The organism is Sinomonas sp. ASV486 (genome assembly GCF_030908215.1).
Lineage (GTDB): Bacteria > Actinomycetota > Actinomycetes > Actinomycetales > Micrococcaceae > Sinomonas > Sinomonas puerhi.
Genome location: NZ_JAVFJK010000005.1, coordinates 127,881 through 144,399, shown reverse-complemented (window position 1 = coordinate 144,399; position 16,519 = coordinate 127,881). Strand labels below are relative to the sequence as shown.

12 protein-coding genes and 1 tRNA gene are annotated in these 16,519 nt (G+C 69.7%); 1 reads left to right on the top strand and 12 read right to left on the bottom strand.

Going from position 1 to position 16,519, the window contains the following annotated elements; all coding sequences use genetic code 11:
* The 12 genes from RBS60_RS09025 to RBS60_RS08970 form a co-directional block, all read right to left on the bottom strand.
* Positions 1 to 2,712: a LuxR family transcriptional regulator gene (locus RBS60_RS09025; protein ID WP_307957218.1), complete on the bottom strand. Its 2,712-nt coding sequence runs from the start codon at positions 2,710 to 2,712 to the stop codon at positions 1 to 3.
* 110 nt (positions 2,713 to 2,822) lie between these two features.
* Complete coding sequence (sufU, locus tag RBS60_RS09020) at positions 2,823 to 3,278, bottom strand: Fe-S cluster assembly sulfur transfer protein SufU (RefSeq protein ID WP_307957217.1); 456 nt, start codon at positions 3,276 to 3,278, stop codon at positions 2,823 to 2,825.
* Positions 3,275 to 4,621, bottom strand: coding sequence for a SufS family cysteine desulfurase (locus RBS60_RS09015; protein ID WP_307957216.1), 1,347 nt, complete (start codon positions 4,619 to 4,621; stop codon positions 3,275 to 3,277). Before RBS60_RS09015 ends, sufU begins: the two co-directional genes overlap by 4 nt.
* 303 nt (positions 4,622 to 4,924) lie before the next feature.
* A complete protein-coding gene (locus RBS60_RS09010) occupies positions 4,925 to 7,639 on the bottom strand; it encodes a LuxR C-terminal-related transcriptional regulator (RefSeq protein WP_307957215.1) in 2,715 nt (904 codons plus the stop codon).
* A 22-nt stretch (positions 7,640 to 7,661) separates the two neighbouring features.
* Positions 7,662 to 10,385, bottom strand: a complete 2,724-nt coding sequence (locus RBS60_RS09005) for a helix-turn-helix transcriptional regulator (RefSeq protein WP_307957214.1) — start codon at positions 10,383 to 10,385, stop codon at positions 7,662 to 7,664.
* Between the two features lie 111 nt (positions 10,386 to 10,496).
* Positions 10,497 to 11,084 (bottom strand): aminoacyl-tRNA hydrolase, encoded by a 588-nt coding sequence (pth, locus tag RBS60_RS09000; protein ID WP_307957213.1) that lies wholly within the window; start codon positions 11,082 to 11,084, stop codon positions 10,497 to 10,499.
* A 127-nt stretch (positions 11,085 to 11,211) separates the two neighbouring features.
* Positions 11,212 to 11,814 carry a 50S ribosomal protein L25/general stress protein Ctc gene (locus tag RBS60_RS08995; RefSeq protein WP_307957212.1) on the bottom strand — a complete coding sequence of 201 codons (603 nt, stop codon included), beginning with the start codon at positions 11,812 to 11,814 and terminating at the stop codon, positions 11,212 to 11,214.
* Positions 11,815 to 12,061: 247 nt separating this feature from the next.
* A complete protein-coding gene (locus RBS60_RS08990) occupies positions 12,062 to 13,042 on the bottom strand; it encodes a ribose-phosphate diphosphokinase (RefSeq protein ID WP_307957211.1) in 981 nt (326 codons plus the stop codon).
* On the bottom strand, positions 13,043 to 14,602 hold the full coding sequence (gene glmU, locus RBS60_RS08985; protein WP_307957210.1) for a bifunctional UDP-N-acetylglucosamine diphosphorylase/glucosamine-1-phosphate N-acetyltransferase GlmU: 1,560 nt from the start codon (positions 14,600 to 14,602) through the stop codon (positions 13,043 to 13,045). It abuts the gene before it with no gap.
* 67 nt (positions 14,603 to 14,669) lie between these two features.
* Positions 14,670 to 14,741 (bottom strand) — tRNA-Gln (locus RBS60_RS08980).
* 122 nt (positions 14,742 to 14,863) lie between these two features.
* Entirely contained in the window at positions 14,864 to 15,523 is a 660-nt protein-coding gene (locus tag RBS60_RS08975; protein WP_307957209.1) for a DedA family protein, read from the bottom strand.
* 78 nt (positions 15,524 to 15,601) lie between these two features.
* The gene (locus tag RBS60_RS08970; protein WP_307957208.1) at positions 15,602 to 15,799 is read right to left on the bottom strand and encodes a hypothetical protein; all 198 of its coding nucleotides are present in this window, start codon (positions 15,797 to 15,799) and stop codon (positions 15,602 to 15,604) included.
* A gap of 216 nt (positions 15,800 to 16,015) precedes the next feature.
* On the opposite strand from RBS60_RS08970, the gene RBS60_RS08965 reads away from it, so the two are divergent.
* Entirely contained in the window at positions 16,016 to 16,456 is a 441-nt protein-coding gene (locus RBS60_RS08965) for a hypothetical protein (RefSeq protein ID WP_307957207.1), read from the top strand.
* Positions 16,457 to 16,519 lie beyond the last annotated feature (63 nt).

The following is a 16,519-nucleotide window of genomic DNA, read 5'->3' as shown; positions in this document are numbered from 1 at the left end:
TCAGACCAGCCCCTCGAGGCCGCTGCGCGAGGACACCCCGAGCTTCATGAACACCTGGTAGAGGTGCCCCTCGACGGTGCGCACCGAGACGCCGATCGCCTCCGCGATATCCCGGTTCGACGACCCCGATGCGGCCATGTCCGCGATCTGGCGCTCGCGGCTCGTCAGCACTGGCGCGGGCACCTGCGGGACGAGGGGAAGGACCGGGAGGATCCGGGTAAGGCGGTCGAGCCTAGTCTGCGCGCGGCCTGCGGCCCCTGCGTCGCCGTGGTCGCGCGCAGCATCGAGCGCGAGAGCGGCGCATCGGGCCTCGACGCTGTCGAGGCTCATCGCGTGCGCCTCCTCGGCCGCCGCGAGCAGCGCCTCGGCTTCACAGCAGCGGGATGCGGCGGCCACCGACGTCATGAGGTGCGCGAGAGGTCCCTGCCGCTGCTGCCCGAGCCTTTCGATCCACAGGAACTCGCTATCGGTGCCGGGCACGGACGCCGCGAAGACCCTCAATCCAGCCGCTGCGACACGCCCCGCCTCCTCGTCGAGGGCCGCGTGGGCGAGAAGCCGCTCGGTGGCCGCGCCCTCCCCGAGCCAGCGACGGGCCAGGAGCTCGCAGAAATCGGCGAAGAACTCGAGCCGCCACGGGGTATGCCCGGCCGCGGCAGCCGCCCGCTCGAGGTACAGCGCGGCCTCGCCCGAGTCCCCGATCTGGGCGTACGCGAGCGCCGTCGCAGCCGACGCGGCCCGCTCCGCATTGGCGGCGGGGAATTCCTCGAGTTGGGCCAGCGCGTTCAGGAGCGGCTCGAGGGCAGGTCCTCCCTGCCCCGCCATGACGAGCGAGAGGCCCACCCAGAGCTCGAGGAGACCTCCGCGCAGTCTGAGCCGCCGCCCACCGCGCTCCATGTAGGTCTCGAGCCGCTCAAGGCACCGCTTCCAGTCGCCATTGACAATCCAGACGAAGCAGGCAGCGGAGATGAAGGAGTCATCCTCGCAGCACTGGGCCGCCCTCGACTCGACCGCGGCAAGGAGCGCGGCCGCATCCAGCTCCCGTCCGCAGGCCGCCCACGCGAGGGCGAGCAGGAGCGAAGTCTCATGGCGGAACCCCTCGCTCGCGTCAGCCCGCCGCGCGGCCTCCTCAAGCGTGTCGAGGACGGGGACGAACTCGCCCCGGAACGCCTGGGCGCGGAACTCGGCAAGGTCGAGGACTTCCGCCGCGTCTCGCAGGACGTGCCGGTCCGCGTGGCTCTCGGCCGCGAGCGCTGCCCGTTCGGTGCGAAGTGGGCCGAGCGGGTCGCCATGCTCGGGGAGCCACGTGAGCAGCTCGCTTTCCGTGGCCGCGACGCGCGCGCGCTCGACCGCTCCGACCCCGTCGAGCGCGGCCGGCGGCAAGTGCGTGATGACCGCGAGCGCCTCCTCCCTCCGTTCGAGGATCGAGAGCGCGTCGGCCCTCGCGAGGGTCTCCCCGACGGCCGCAGGACCAGTCGGCCTCCCGCCGCGGTCCAAGAGATCCAGTGCCCGCTGCGGTTCAAAGAGTCCCATCGCGGCATGTGCCGCGCGGGTCAGGAGGTCCGGGCCCACGGATCCCCCGCTCGCGAAGGCCCACTCGACGTACGAGATGAGATCTTCCGCGTCCAGCCCGTCCTCCTCGGGGGCGCCGCTGCGCGTCGCGAGCGACGCGAGCTCCCGGTGGCGGTCGGGCCCAAGCCGCCCCCGCACGAGCTCGGCCATCCGCGGTTCCCGGAGGTACGCGCACCGGCGCGGGGTCCCGTCGACGGCCAGGAGGTGCCGCTCCTCCATGTCAACCAGGACCTCGGTACCAAAAAGCCCGGCGAGCCCTGAAATCGGGATTCGCCGGGCCGCTGCGAGATGCTCGATCACCTCACGGACATCCTGGGGCTCGCGCGCCCAGCGCGCACGGATGATCTCATCCGTTCCCGCGCCGACCTCGCCCTCGACCGGACCGTCGAGGGTCCAGACCGCTCCTCTCCGATGGAGATTGCCGGACGCATGCTCGCGCCGCACGATGCCCTGGACCGTCGAGGGATTGCCTCCGCAGGCCTGATGGACTTCGGCCACCACCGAGGCTGAAACGCGCCCACCCATGAGGGCGGAGACGAGCTTTCGGGTCTCGCGGATGCTGATGCCGCGCAGGGCGACCTCGCTGAGCCTCCCGTCGCGGACGAGACGCAGGAAGTCGGCCGCCAGGTCGGTGGTGCGCGGGGCGATCGCGAGCAGCCTCGCCATCCCTCCGTGGAGAAGGTGGAGGAGCACTCCGACGGTGCCTTCATCCAGCGGGGCGCCGAACTCGACGACGAGGACGACCGGCAGCCCGCCGGCATCCCCACGGAGGATCTCCTGGACGGCGACCAAGAGCTTGGTGGGCGAGTCGGCCAGACCTCTCGGGAGACGGGCGAGAAGGGGCCCCAGGGACGCGAAGTGCACATCCGACGGCACGGAAGGGGTCCGGATCCGCAGTGGGTACACCCCGGCGCCGAGGGCAGAGAGGACGGCGCTCGCAAGGAATGACTTCCCCACGCCGGGCGGGCCAGTCACGACCGCCCCCAGTGAGGCCGGGTCCCTGAATGCGTGGACCCCGTGCGCGAGTTCCTCCTGACGGACGAGCATCGCCCACGTAAGCCGATCGGCCTGGCGTTCCGCTGATCCAGCCGGTGCATCGTCAGCGTGGACGAAGGTCATCGATGCAGCGGTATCTCTCTGCATGCCAAGTCACCCCACAGCCCAGGCGGCAACAGCTCGTCCGCCCAAATCAGGGCTTAGCGTACGTCAGAGGCCCGGCCCTCGAATAGAGACTTTTGACCGAGTCCGGGTGTCTATGCTGCCTGGCGCGCGGCGTCCTCGGCGGCAACCCAGGCAATCATGGCGCACTTGACCCGTGCCGCATAGCGGGACACGCCAGAGAAGGCCGCGGCATCGCCGAGGACTTCAGGATCGGCCTCGATGGTGCCGCGAGAGCGCAGCATCTCGCGGAAGGCCCCGACGAGCTCGCCGAACTCGGCCACCGTGAGCCCCTCGGCCATGTCGTGCAGCACCGACGCGGACGCCATCGAGATCGAGCAGCCGGCTCCGTCCCAACGCACCGAGCTCACGACGCCGCCGCTCACCTCAACACGGACCGTCACTTCGTCACCGCACACCGGGTTGAGCTGGTGCGACTGGCCCGTCCCTGCAGGGAGCGGCTCGGCCCCCGGTTTCCACGCGAGGCCGCTGCCGTGCTTGGCCTTGGCGTGCTCGAGGATCAGCTGCTGGTACAGGGAATCAAGGCTCATCGGGCCACTCCGAAATAGGCTCGGACCTCGGCGAGGGCGCCGAGGAAGGCCTCGACCTCCGCCGTGGTCGTGTACAGGTAGGCGCTCGCACGGGTCGACGCGGTCAGACCGAGGCGCCGATGGAGCGGCTGGGCGCAGTGGTGGCCCACGCGCACGGCGATGCCCGCGCTGTCGAGGTACTGCCCGACGTCGTGCGCGTGTACCCCCTCGACGTTGAAGGCTGCCAGACCGATCCGGCCGGAGCCGTGCCATTCCGCACCGGGAGCCGGGCCCAGGAGCCGCACGCCGGGAACCGCGGCGATGCCTTCGGCGAGGCGCGCGCCCAGCCCCGCCTCCCACGCGTGGATGCGGTCCATGCCCACGTGGTTCAGGTAGTCGACTGCCGCGGCGAAGGCCACGGCCTGGGAGATGCGCTGGGTGCCCGCCTCGAATCGCTGCGGTGCCGGGAGATACTCGGCCCGCTCCATGGTCACGGTCGTGATCATCGATCCTCCGACGAGCACGGGCGGAAGCGCGTCGAGCAGCTCGCGGCGCCCGTAGAGCGCGCCGATGCCGGTGGGCGCGAGCATCTTGTGGCCAGAGAAGGCCGCGAAGTCGACTCCGAGCCCGGCGAGGTCGAGGGGCATGTGCGGCGCGGACTGGCACGCGTCGAGGACCGTGAGTGCGCCCACACGGCGGGCGAGCCCGACGAGCTCCTCGACGGGCGCGACGGAGCCGAGCACGTTGGACGCATGCGCGAACGCGACCACTCTCGTCCGGGGCCCGATGATCTTCTCGGCCTCGTCCATCCGGAGCCGGCCAGCGTCGTCGATGGGGATCCACCTCAGCGTCGCGCCTGTCCGGAAGGCGAGTTCCTGCCACGGGATGAGGTTCGCATGGTGCTCAAGCTCAGTGACGACGATCTCGTCGCCGGGCCCGACGGCGAGCTCCCGCATCCCGGCTCCGCCGCGGCCACGCTCGGCCCACGCGGAGGCGTTGCCGAGTGCGTAGGCGACCAGGTTAATGGCCTCCGTGGCATTGGAGGTCCAGACGATCTCGTCCGGGGCCGCTCCGACGAACCGCGCCACGGCAACGCGCGCATCCTCGTACGCGTCGGTAGCCCTCACAGCTAGCTCGTGGGCTCCGCGGTGCACGGCGGCGTTGCGCTGCTCGTAGAAGTCCTGCTCGGCCTCGAGCACGCTCCGGGGGTGCTGGCTCGTGGCGCCCGAGTCCAGGTAGACCAGCGGGTGGCCGTGGATCGTCTGGTCCAGCACGGGGAAGTCGTTGCGGATGCGCTCCACCTCGGCATCATCCAGCGCGGCTGGGGAGGGCACGAGGGTCGGCGGCGTCTTGACCAGGGCCACGGGATGGGCTCCTTCGGGGTGGAACGAAGCTGCTTTCGCAGACTACCTGAATTACGGCACGAAGACGTGCCGGAATCTATTGTTCCACGCCGGGAGGGCAGGCAGCGCCGGAGGACTCTCAGGGGTCCATTCTCCGGTAGGGGACCCAAGGTCGGGTCGGCGGCGGCTGGGGGGAGGAACCTTGGTCTCGGGGAGGTTCCGACGCCGCCGACCCAGTCCTTGGGGCGACGAGGCCACGAGTCTTGTCGACTCCGGCCACATCTCAACTGTGGCACTGGGCGTTTAGTGCCACATGCGTAGCCGCTACTCGTATTTCGGTACCCCGTCGGAGACAGAGTACTTGGTCCCGTTCGAGGTGTACTCGATTGCGCGCGCCGAGGGTGTGCTCCGGCGTGTTCTGCCCACGGCAGACGTGAGCTGTTCGCGGCTCGTCACATCGAGCTTCGCATAGGCCCTGTAGAGGTGCCCCTCCACCGTTCTCACCGATACCGTGAGCCTCTGAGCGATCTCCCGGTCGCTGAGCCCGGACACGGCAAAGGCCACGACCTCGCGTTCCCTGCGGGTGAGGCGCTTCACCTCCGGCGGGGCGAGCGCCGGGCCCTCGTCCCCCAGGATGGCGTCGCAGTCCGTCTTCCTCGCCCAGGCCTCGCGCGCGTCGGCGCGGCGCAGCATCCTGTCGAGGGCGCGCGAGGCATCCGCAAAGCACTCCCGTGAGTTCCACACCGCACCGGCCGCAAAGAGGGACTCCGCTGCTTCAAGCAGCGTCGCTGGGGAGCCGTCGATGAGCGCCGAGGCCATGCGGGCAGCCGACGCAGCCCACGCCCCCTCGATCCTCTCCGCGACGTCCCGCAGCCGGTCGAGCCGGCTACGGTGCCCGGCTTCGAGCCAGAGGATCTCGCCCTGGATCTCAAGGTCGAGCCGACCCCTGCCGGACATCCGCTCCAGCACTGCCTCGAGGTCCCGGCCAGCCTCGGCGACCGGCAGTGCGCCCGGTCCGGCGAGCCCGGCTCTCGCGGCCGCGGCGAAGAGGTCGACCAAGGGCCGGAGAAGGGAAACTCCGGGATTCGCGGGATTCTCGACGTCGATGAGGAGCCCGCGCGCGACGTCGTACTCCCCGAGTCGCACACCTGCGTAGGCAGCGGTCGACGCCGCGAGGCCGACGACGTGCTGGGGATCGCGTCCCCGCAGCGCGTCGACGGCCGGAGTGAGCGCGGCGAGGGCATCGCGGAACATACCCCTGCGCAGCAGGCTCAGGCCCCGCGCCGTCTCAGCGGCGGCGCCGTCTGCAACCAGACCGGCGTTGGAGGCGATGAGGAATCGCTGGACGTCGGCGTCGGCCGCGTCCCACTGCCCTGCAGTGAGATCTGCGATGAGCAGCCGTGCGGTCGCGAAGGACTGAACGAACGGCGTCACGATGTTGCCCTCCACGGCCCGGGTGAGCCGGCCTCGCACGGCAGCGAGCGCCTGTATTGGGTGGCCCGCGCCGACGAGGAGCTCAGCCCGGACAGACTGGACGACGATCTCTGCCAGATCGTCCGCGCGAGCGTCGTGCGCACGCGCGGCCTGCCTCCGGGCCAGACGCTCGGCGACCCGCGCGGAGTCACCCACGAGTGAATCGAGCACGAGGCCGAGGACCTCCCTGACCTCTCCATCCTCCAGTCGGTCGACGTCGTCGCGGATGGCCCCAGCCGAGTGGCCCAACGCGGTGCGGGCGAAGATCCACACGAGACCTCCCGTGAGGCAGGCGTGGGTCCTGCCGTCGAGGCCTCCGCTCGGCCTTAGCAGCGCAGCGGCCTCAGCGTACTCGCCCCGACTGTAGGCGACCTGGCCGAGCACCTCATCGGCGGCGGGGCGCAGCTCGGGGTCCCCGACGGCGCGGGCAGCCCGCACGGCGAGCGAGGTCTCATAGAGGCGAAGCCCCAGTTGGGCGGCGGCCAAGAGCGTTGCGTCCTCCATCGTGAAGCCGCAGTCCAGAGCCCAGGTGGTGGCGCGCAGCAGGCCCTCCGCTGTCGACGTCTGGTGGGCCACGTACTCGGTCGCATGCTGCCTCAGCTCGAGCGACGTGGTGCGCGGGATGAGCGAGAGGAGGGCGTTGCCATACACGGGATGCCGCAGGCGGAGCACTCCATCGGGCCCCTCGGGCGGACGAACGAGGCGGGTCGCGACAAGACGCTGGATGGTCTCTGCGCCGTATTCGCGTTCGATCAATTCGAGCGGCGCCGGCTCGGCAACGACAATCAGGCTCAGCGCTTCCCGCTCGGGCGCCGTCAGGCGCGCGAGCTGCGCCCGTGCGAGGCCGACCAGTCCAACGCCCTGATGCGGGAGTTCGCCGGTGATGACCCAGGTCTGCCCGCGCAGCGCGAGGGATCCGGCTCGTCGGGCCTCATCGACGAGTCTGCCCAGCACCAGTGGATTGCCCTCCGATGCCTGCCAGAAGAGCCGCGGCACCGAGGCCAGGACGCGGCCGCCCAGGGCAGACTCGATGAACTCCCGGACCTGGTCGACGCTCAGCGGAGCGAGGTCCACGCGTTCGACTCCGCCGTCGAGCCACAGCTCCATGAGCGGCCGGGGCAGCGCTGCACCGCTGGGGGCCGCGACGAATGCCTTGGTCCATCGGGCCGAAACGAGCTCGGCGACCACCTCGCTCGACGCGGGGTCGAGCTCGTGTGCATCGTCGATCACGAGCAGGAGGTCTCTTCTGCGATCCCGCCGGAGGGCTTCGACGGCGCGCCAGAACGCCCGTAGCACCTCGACGCGCGATCCGGCCCCCTCGGGAGGAAGTGCGCCAAGGAAGGGCGCGAGCACGCCGTAGGGCACCTTCGCGAGCGAGGGGCTGCCGTGGAGGCGGAGAAGTTCCATCGCGCCGTCGAGGAGCCGCGCCGCGCCGTCGAGCACCGCGGACTTGCCCGCGCCCATCTCGCCGAGGACGAGCACAGCAGCCGTTCCTGGCCGCTGGACGAGCTCGACGACGCGCGCGGTGGTAGGGAGCACGTGCGGCCCGGGAGGCTCCTCGTTCACGGGCGGTCCCAGTCGCCAATGGTCACAGGAACTCCGCCAGTTCGGTGCGGGTGGAGACGGCGAGCTTGCTGAACACCTGGTAGAGGTGGCCCTCAACCGTGCGCACCGAGAGTCCGAGGTCCTCCGCGATGCGCCTGTTCGACTCGCCCATCGCCGCAAGGGCGGCGACCTCTCGTTCCCGCTGCGTGAGTACCCGCGGGGCCCGGCTGGGCACGACCGGCAGGATGACGACACGACCGGCGAGGGTGTCGAGGCGTGCCTGCATGAATCGGGCCACCACGACCTCGTTGATTTCGTGGGCCACGTCTAAGGCCACCGCCGCGCAGCGCGATTCGAGGGCATCGAGTTCGAGGCTGGCTGCAAGATCCGCGGCCGCAGCGAGGTCATCGAGGCTTCCGGTCCGTGTGCCGCGGGCGAGGCGTTCACCGATCTCGGCGAGCGGGCCTTGACGATGGGCGCAGACGTCCTCAAGCAGGCGCAGGTCGTCCTCGCTGCCCTCCACGGTGGCGCCCACGAGCTTGATTCCGGCCGGGTTCCAGCGGCCGTGGGCAATGTCCTCGCGCGCGGACTCGACGAGCATCGCGGCAGCGTGTGGCTCGCCGATCCACCGCCTGGCCATCGCGGAGCAGAAGTCGATGTAGGAAGCGGTGCGATACCCGGCGGCAGGTTCACAGTCCTCGAGCCTGCTGAGCCATTTCCGTGCCGAGGGCGTATCACCCTGCTGGGCATAGGCGAAGGCTGTGGCTGCGCACGCGAGGCCGAGCCATCTGCTCGCCGGCGTCCGCTCGAACAGTGCGGTCGCTGACAGGAGCGAGCCGATCGCCTCGTGCCCTCGGCCCGCGTAGACGTAGGCCAGCCCCACGGCCAGCTCGACCGATGCCCCAGACGTACTCAGGTAGTGGGGCGACCACTGCGGTGCGGCCTTGAGCAGGGCGAGGGCCTGGCGCCAGTGTCCGTTGAGGAGGAGCACGTCGAAAGCCCTCGTCGCGAACGCCCGGCGCATCCGCAGCGGCCCGCTGCCCAGGTTGATCTGCGCAGTGAGCTCGTGCAGGAGGGCAAGGCCTTCCTGCTCCCGTCCGAGTACGGTGCGGGCCTCCATGAGTATGGAGGCGGCCATCAGGCGAGTCTCCTCGTCGACAGGGTTGGGATCCGCCACGGTCGCCTCGAGGCGCCCCACGATGCGCCCGAACTCTCCGAGGAAGGCCCAGTACTCGAACTCGGCGAGGTCCAGCAGTGCGGCGGCCCTGGCGTTCTCCGCGTCCGATGAGGCGCCCGTCCCGGCACGAATGAGGAGCTCACCGCGCACGTCCGCGAGGAGGTCCCGCGTCGCCCGGGCACCTTCCGGAACCCAGCGCAGGGCCTCGGCTCTGATCGCCACGAACGTGGCCATCTCGACTGGCCCCTCGGCGTCCAGTTCGGCCGCGGACACCTGATCGAGGCAAGCGAGCGACTGCCGGGGCAGCTGGAGCACGAGGAACGCCCTGGCCCTCAGCCGTTGGACGGTGGGCCATGTGCTCGGGTCCCGCTCGACCCCGTCGAGGCATTCGAGGGCGAACTTCGCGTCATAGAGGCGCAGCGACTCGGCCGCCGCCGCGATAGCGTGGCCCGTGGGCAGCAGCGCGTGGCACTCACGGGCCCACGCCGCGAGTCCGAGCAGCTCGAGGTTCGTGATGGTGTCGAGCGGCGGCTCACCGTCAGCCATGAGGAGGGCGCGCAGCTCGCGCCGCCGCGGCACCGAGAGCCAGCCGCGCACGACGTCGCCCATGAGCGCGTCGGCGAGGGAGACAGACTGGCGGCCTCCCTCATCGATGGCGAGGAGCCCGTCGCGTTCCATCTGGGCGAGGTCCTCGCCCCGGAACGTGGACGCGAGCCGCACGAGCGGGATGCGCCGGGCGCACGCGAGCGCCTCGATGATCTCCTGGATCTGCGCGGGATGACGCTGGAAGCGGGCCCTCACGAGGTCGTCGAGCTGCCGGATCCCGCTCGTGTCAGTGTCGGGCGGAAGCGTCCACACGCCGTCGGCCACCGTCAGCGCGCCCCGCTGGAGGAGCTCGGAGACCGTCAACAGCAGTACTTGCGGATTGCCGCGCGAGAGGCCGTGAAGCTGGAGCGCGACCGTCTGCGGCACGAGCGCCCCGAGGAGCTCGCGCACGCCAGTCAGCGTGTCCTCGGGATCAAGTGCAGCCAAAGGCACTTCCCGCAAGCGCTCCTCGGAGAGCATCCAGTGGAAGTCGGTGGGCAGTTCGCTCGCCCGATCGGCGACGATCACGAGCTTCGCGGTGCCGGTGACCATGACGTTCACGAGCGTCGCCGTGCTCAGCTCGTCGAGGTTGTGGGAGGTCTCGAGCGACATGACCGCCTCGCGGCCGCGCGCATCCGAGGCGAGCAGCTGCAGGATCCCGCGCATGATCGTGCCCGGATCGTCCTGGGCGTCTTCGGGGAGCCGCGCGAGGAGCACGTTGAGCGCCCCGTACGGTGTCTCGGTGCCCATGATTGTGCTCCGCAGGCGCACGGTGTAGGCGACTGCCTCGAGGTCGTTGAGCAGCACAGAGGCCACCGCCGACTTGCCGAAGCTCGCGTCGCCGGTGACCACAACGCCGTACGTCGACGGATCAGCCAAGGCCTGTTCGGCCGTGGCGATCTCCTTCGCACGGACTACGCGGGCCCACGCCAGCCTGTCGCTGAGGCGTGCCTGCGCGTCGTGGATGATCTGGCTGTCCCCGGACAGCCCCAATCGAATCCCCATCTATGACCTTCGCCCCCATGCGTCGGTACGTTCCTTCGGAACGTTGCTGGGGACACGATACCGCGGTCCCACGGGCCCGGGCAGGAGCCGACGTCACATTCTGGGCGCCAACTACGCCTTGGCCGGATGGAACTTCTGCTGCGCCGCGGCGAGGCCGTCGCGCACGAGCGCCTCGACGGCGTCGGCCGACTCATCGAGAAGGAAGGGGAGGTCCTTCTTCTCCGCGGCGGAGAAGTCGCGGAGCACGAAGTCCGCGGCGTCCATCCGGCCGGGCGGCCGGCCCACCCCGGCCCGCACGCGAAGGTAGTCCTTGGTGCCGAGGGCTTTGGAGATGTCCCGGAGGCCGTTGTGGCCGCCCTCTCCCCCGCCCAGCTTGAGCCTGACCGTGTTGAACGGGATGTCGAGCTCGTCATGCACAGCGACGACGTGCGCGGGGTCGACCCCGTAGTACTTCGCCAGCGATGACGTCGGCCCGCCCGAGACGTTCATGTAGGTGAGCGGCTTGGCGAGCACGGCACGGGGCCCACCGACCCAGAGCCGACCCTCGAGCACGACGGCGCGTGCACCCTTGTGCGCGGCGAACCTGGCTCCCATTCGGGACGCCAGCTCGTCGAGGACCATTTGGCCGACGTTATGGCGGTTGCCGCTGTACTCGGGTCCCGGATTGCCCAGGCCCACGATGAGCCACGTCTCAGTCATGGATGCACTCCTCAGTCAGGTGGGGCGTCGGGCGGGGAAGGCAGGGAACGCAGAGAAGAGGCGGCCCACCCCGGTGGGGCGGGCCGCCTCACGCCCTTCGACGTCTGAGCCTACTCTGCGGCGGGGATTACTCTGCGGCAGGAGCCTCGGCGGGGGCCTCGGTGGAAGCCTCGGCGGCCTCTGCCTCGGGCTCCTCGGCAACCGGCTCGGAGACGTTGACCACGAGGGTCTCGGGGTCGCTCAGCAGGATGGAGCCCTTCGGGAGCTCGATGTCGGAGGCGTGGACGTGCTGCCCTGCCTCGCGGCCCTCGATGCTGACCTCGAGCGCGGTAGGCAGGTGCGTGGCCTCGGCCTCGATGGAGACGGTCATGGCCTCCTGGTTCGCGACGGCGCCCGCGGCGACCTCACCCGTGAGGTGGACGGGGACGTCGACGGTGACCTTCTCGCCGCGCTTGACGGTCAGGAGGTCCAGATGCTCGATCTCCTGGCGCACGGCGTTGCGCTGGATGTCCTTGACAATCGCGAGGTGCTCCTCGCCCGCGATGTCGAGCGTGAGGAGCGCGTTGGCGACACGCAGGGCAAGCGTCGTCGCGCGGGCCGGGAGAGCCACGTGGATCGGATCGGCGCCGTGCCCGTAGATGACGGCCGGGATCTTGCCGGCAACGCGCGTGCGGCGGGCGTAGCCCTTGCCGAACTCGGTGCGGACTTCTGCTGCGAGCTTCTCGCTCATGGTGTCTCCTTCGTATCGGTGCATTGGCGCGAGGTCTGCACGACCTCCACCGACCGGCTGCTGGAGCGCTGCGAAGGAGTTGTCAGACCCAGTCGATAACGGAGGCGGCCGCTGTCTTGGGCCCGAGGTGGGGGCGCTCCCTCGCCAAGGTTCGCCATCCATCGTATCAGAGGTGATGACGCACGACGGCGCGTGCCCACCTGAGGCGGGCACGCGCCGTCGTGCTGGTTCTGCCGCCCGCAGCGTTCTAGCTGCGGCCGTCGAAGAGGCTCGTGACCGAGCCATCGTCGAAGACCTCGTGGATCGCGCGCGCGATGAGCGGCGCGATCGAGAGGACCGTGAGCGACTCGAAGCGCTTCTCCGCGGGGATCGGAAGCGTGTTGGTGACGACGACCTCGCGGGCACCTGACTCAGCGAGCCGCTGCGTGGCCGGATCCGAGAACACGGCATGGGTCGCGGCGATGATCACGGAACGGGCGCCTGCGTTCTTGAGCACAGAGACAGCGCCCGAGATGGTGCCGCCCGTGTCGATCATGTCGTCGATGAGCACGCAGTCGCGGTCCTCGATCTGGCCCACCACGGTCTTGGAGACAGCCGAGTTCGGCACGTTGACGTCCCGCGACTTGTGGACGAACGCGAGCGGCGCGCCGCCGAGGCGATCAGCCCACTGCTCGGCCACCCGTACGCGGCCCGTGTCCGGCGAGACGACGGTGACCTTGTTGAGGTCGACCCGCGTCCGCACGTAGTCGGCCAGCAGCGGGATCGCCATGAGGTGGTCCACCGGGCCGTCGAAGAAGCCCTGGATCTGCGCGGTGTGCAGGTCCACGCTCATGAGCCGGTCCGCGCCCGCGGTCTTGTAGAGGTCCGCCATGAGCCGCGCCGAGATGGGCTCGCGTCCGCGGTGCTTCTTGTCCTGCCGGGCGTAAGGGTAGAACGGGGACACGACCGTGATCCGCTTGGCGCTCGCGCGCTTGAGCGAATCGATCATGATGAGCTGCTCCATGATCCAGTTGTTGATCGGCGCGGGGTGCGCTTGGATCACGAACGCGTCGGTGCCGCGGACGCTGTCCTCGAAGCGGACGTACGTCTCGCCGTTGGCGAAGTCGTAGGCCGAGGTTGGCAGCAGCTCGGTGCCGAGCTCCTTGGCGATCTCCTGGGCGAGCTCAGGGTGCGCTCGCCCGGAGGCGAGCACCAGTCGCTTCTCGCCGTGGGCCGTGATCTCGGACATCTACTTGCCCTCTTCTTTCTCGGTGGGGGTTGCGGAGGAAGCCGTGGGGGTTGCGGGGAGAGTCTGTGCCGCCCTGGCCCGGTGTTCTGCAGCTGCCGCTGCAGAGGGCGAGCCTGCGCGGTTCGCCTCGGTCCAGCCCTCGGCGTTGCGCTGCGGGGCGACCGTGAGCGCCAAGGCCCCAGCAGGCACGTCCTTGCGAACGATCGCGCCGGCGGCCGTGTAGGCACCGTCGCCCACCGTCACTGGGGCCACGAACACGGTGTTGGAGCCCGTGCGCACGTGGGCGCCAATTTGCGTTCGGTGCTTGTTGACGCCGTCGTAGTTGGCGGTGATGTTCCCGCAGCCGATGTTGGCGCCCTCGCCGATCTCGGCGTCGCCCGCGTACCCGAGGTGCGAGAGCTTGGCGCCGCGTCCGATCACCGCGTTCTTCGTCTCGTAGAACGCGCCGATCTTGCCCTCGGGTCCGAGCTTGGTGCCCGGGCGCAGGTAGGTGAACGGTCCGACGGTCGCGCCGGCGCCGATCTCGGCCTTCGTCCCGTCGGTGCGCTTGACCGTCGCGCCCTCGCCGACCGTGCAGTCCGTGAGGGTCGTATCGGGGCCGACGACCGCGTCGCGCTCAACGGCTGTGGCGCCGTGGAGCTGGGTGTTGGGCTTGACCGTGACGTCCTCCGCGAGCGTCACCGTCGAGTCGATCCATGTGGTCGCGGGGTCGATCACGGTGACGCCGGCCCGCATCCACGCCTCGACCGTGCGGCGGTTGTGCTCGGCGGCGAGTGCCTGGAGCTGGATCCGGTCGTTGGCGCCCTCGACCTGCCAGCGGTCGGTCGTCGCGAGAGCCGACACCTTCCCGCCGGCTCCGCGGGCGATCGCGAGGACGTCTGTGAGGTACTTCTCGCCCTGGGCATTGTCGGTCGTGACCTGCTTGAGCGCGTCGCGCAGCACATCCGCGTCGAACGCGTAGATCCCGGAGTTGACTTCGCGGATCGTACGTTCCTCGTCGGTCGCGTCCTTGTGCTCGCGGATCCCGGCGACCGTACCGTCTTCGTCGCGGAGGATGCGGCCGTAGCCGGTCGCGTCGTCGAGCACTGCGGTCAGCACCGTGGCGGCGTTTCCGCCCGCCTCATGCTCGGCAACGAGATCCTTCAGGAGCGCGGTGGTGAGCAGGGGAACGTCGCCGTAGGTCACGACGACGGTCCCGCTGACACTGCCGCCCGTGGCATCGGCGTCGAGGGCCTCAAGGGCGACCTCGACGGCGCGGCCCGTCCCCGGAATCTCGTCCTGGTCCACAATGACGGCGGCCGGGTCGTGGTCCACGATGTGCTCGGCCACTCGGTCGCGTTCGTGACGCACGACGACGGCGAGCCGGCCCGGGGCGAGGCCCCGCGCGGCGTCGAGCGCATGGGTGACCATCGAGCGGCCGCCCAAGAGATGGAGGATCTTGGGCGTCCGGGACTTCATGCGCGTCCCGGCACCAGCCGCGAGGACCACGACGGCTGCCGGCCCCTGCGGCTCCTGGAAGTGCTGTGATGGTGCGCTCTGTCCGGGGGTATCCGCATTCACTGTCGCTGGCTCTCCTGATCGATCGGCTCGCGCGAGTGGGGCTGACGGCCATTCTAGCCACGCCTCGTTCCGCCCCTAGGATTCGAACCTAGACTGCACGGCTCCAAAGGCCGGCGTGCTGCCATTACACCAGGGCGGAGTGCGCGCGTGTCGCCCTGGGGCCGCGGCACAATGGTCAATTCTGCCACGGATAGCCACCTGAGGATGGCACGCGCCGATCGGCGTTCGCCGCGCACCTCGTGAACCTCCCGTGGAACGGGCTCACTGGCCTTCAGAAGGATCCGGAGCTGATCGGCTCCTGAACGCCCGCTCGTCGCGCCGGTCGGAGCGGCCCTTGCGGAGGCGCCACACGACGACGGCGACCACGGCGATGACGAGCACGACGGCGGCAACGTCCTTGCCCACCGTCCCTGCAACCGCCTGGTACGAGGCTCCCGCCGCGTAGCCCAGGAGCGTGAAACCCGTGCCCCATACCAGGCCGCCAAGCGCATTGAAGGTGACGAAACGGCGGTAGCGCATCTGCGATGCACCCGCCAGAGCCGGCATCATCGCGCGGAAGAATGCGACAAAGCGTCCCAAGAACACGGCGGAGCCGCCGCGCGTGCGCAGGAAGGCCTGGGCGTCCTCGAGCCGCTTGCGGTGCCGATCGAAGACCTTGAATCCGAGCAGCCGCGGCCCGAAGTGCTTGCCGATCTCGTAGCCGACCGTGTCGCCGATGATCGCCGCGGCGACGACGAGTGGCACCATGACCCAGATGTCCGCCTTGCCCTGATTCGCGATCACGCCGCCCAGCACGGCCGCGGTCTCGCCCGGGATCACAAAGCCAACGAAGATCGCGTCCTCCGCAAAGACCAGCGCTGCTACGAACAGGTACGCGAGCAGAGGCGGCATGGACAGGACGGATTCAACGATAGAGGACACCTAGCCGATCGTAGGCGCAGCGTCTGGGAGCAGCCAGAGTGGATGGTGCCCGGCGCGGCCCAGTCGGCGGGGCGCCGGTCAGTGCAGCTCGACGTGGGCTATGTCGGTGCGGTGCACCATGTGGCGTCCCTGGCCGCCGTCCTCCATGACCCACAGCACCGAGCCGTCCGGCGCCACGGCGTCGACTATGCCGGTGACCATGAGCCGTCCCGGAGCGGTGACAGTGACGGTGTCCCCCGCCACCACCTGTGTGAAGTCATCGTTGCGGCCGCCCATGCGTGTCCCCTTCCGCGCGCCGATCTGGATCAGTCGGCATGGTCTCAACGGTCCCGAGCCTAGGGGCCGCCGGTGCCCGTACGGTGACCGCGAGGTGAATGTTCTTCGCTGGGCTAAGGGCTTGTTGTTCGGAAGCGTCATCGGGGCCTCCGCGTGGGATGACCCACGCCGCTCCCCCTCAAGGAAGATCACCCACCTTCGGTGAATACTGCAGACGTGGGCTACTTCGGATCTTGGTTGTTCGAGAACGGTTTGTGGGCACGAGCGGATGAGCCGCCTCTCGACCGCAGCGGGCCATGGCTCCATCTGGACATCTACGACAGCGACATAGCCACGATCCGCTACGCGCCGAACCGCGCCGGAACCGGCATCGCCTTTCTCGGGATGACGCCACGCGTGTACTTCGATGATGAATCGGCGTCCGCTCCGACGAACCTTCAAGCGGAGACGGAAGGGCTCGCAGCTTGGGTCGCCGACTACGTCGACGGCGACGAAGCCCAGCTTCGCACGCAGGCGAGGACCTACCTCGCCGATGACTCCGAACCCGATACGGATGAACCCGACCATGGCAACGGAGAAGACGTCTTCGTCGAAGTGAAGACCGCCAGTTTCCTCAAGGCAATGGGCTTAGGGGTCCCCGAGCGCTACCGGGAGTAGACCGAGGCTCGTCATGTGCCGAGCACCTGGTCCACAACCGGATCGGGCGCGCGCGCCTCGAGC

What these genes read in the sequence shown, in the direction of transcription:
- RBS60_RS09005 (WP_307957214.1), bottom strand. Translation starts at nt 10,385, where the DNA reads ATGGGGATTCGATTGGGGCTGTCCGGGGACAGCCAGATCATCCACGAC.
- RBS60_RS08990 (WP_307957211.1), bottom strand. Translation starts at nt 13,042, where the DNA reads ATGTCCGAGATCACGGCCCACGGCGAGAAGCGACTGGTGCTCGCCTCC.
- pth (WP_307957213.1), bottom strand. Translation starts at nt 11,084, where the DNA reads ATGACTGAGACGTGGCTCATCGTGGGCCTGGGCAATCCGGGACCCGAG.
- RBS60_RS08970 (WP_307957208.1), bottom strand. Translation starts at nt 15,799, where the DNA reads ATGGGCGGCCGCAACGATGACTTCACACAGGTGGTGGCGGGGGACACC.
- sufU (WP_307957217.1), bottom strand. Translation starts at nt 3,278, where the DNA reads ATGAGCCTTGATTCCCTGTACCAGCAGCTGATCCTCGAGCACGCCAAG.
- RBS60_RS08995 (WP_307957212.1), bottom strand. Translation starts at nt 11,814, where the DNA reads ATGAGCGAGAAGCTCGCAGCAGAAGTCCGCACCGAGTTCGGCAAGGGC.
- RBS60_RS09025 (WP_307957218.1), bottom strand. Translation starts at nt 2,712, where the DNA reads ATGCAGAGAGATACCGCTGCATCGATGACCTTCGTCCACGCTGACGAT.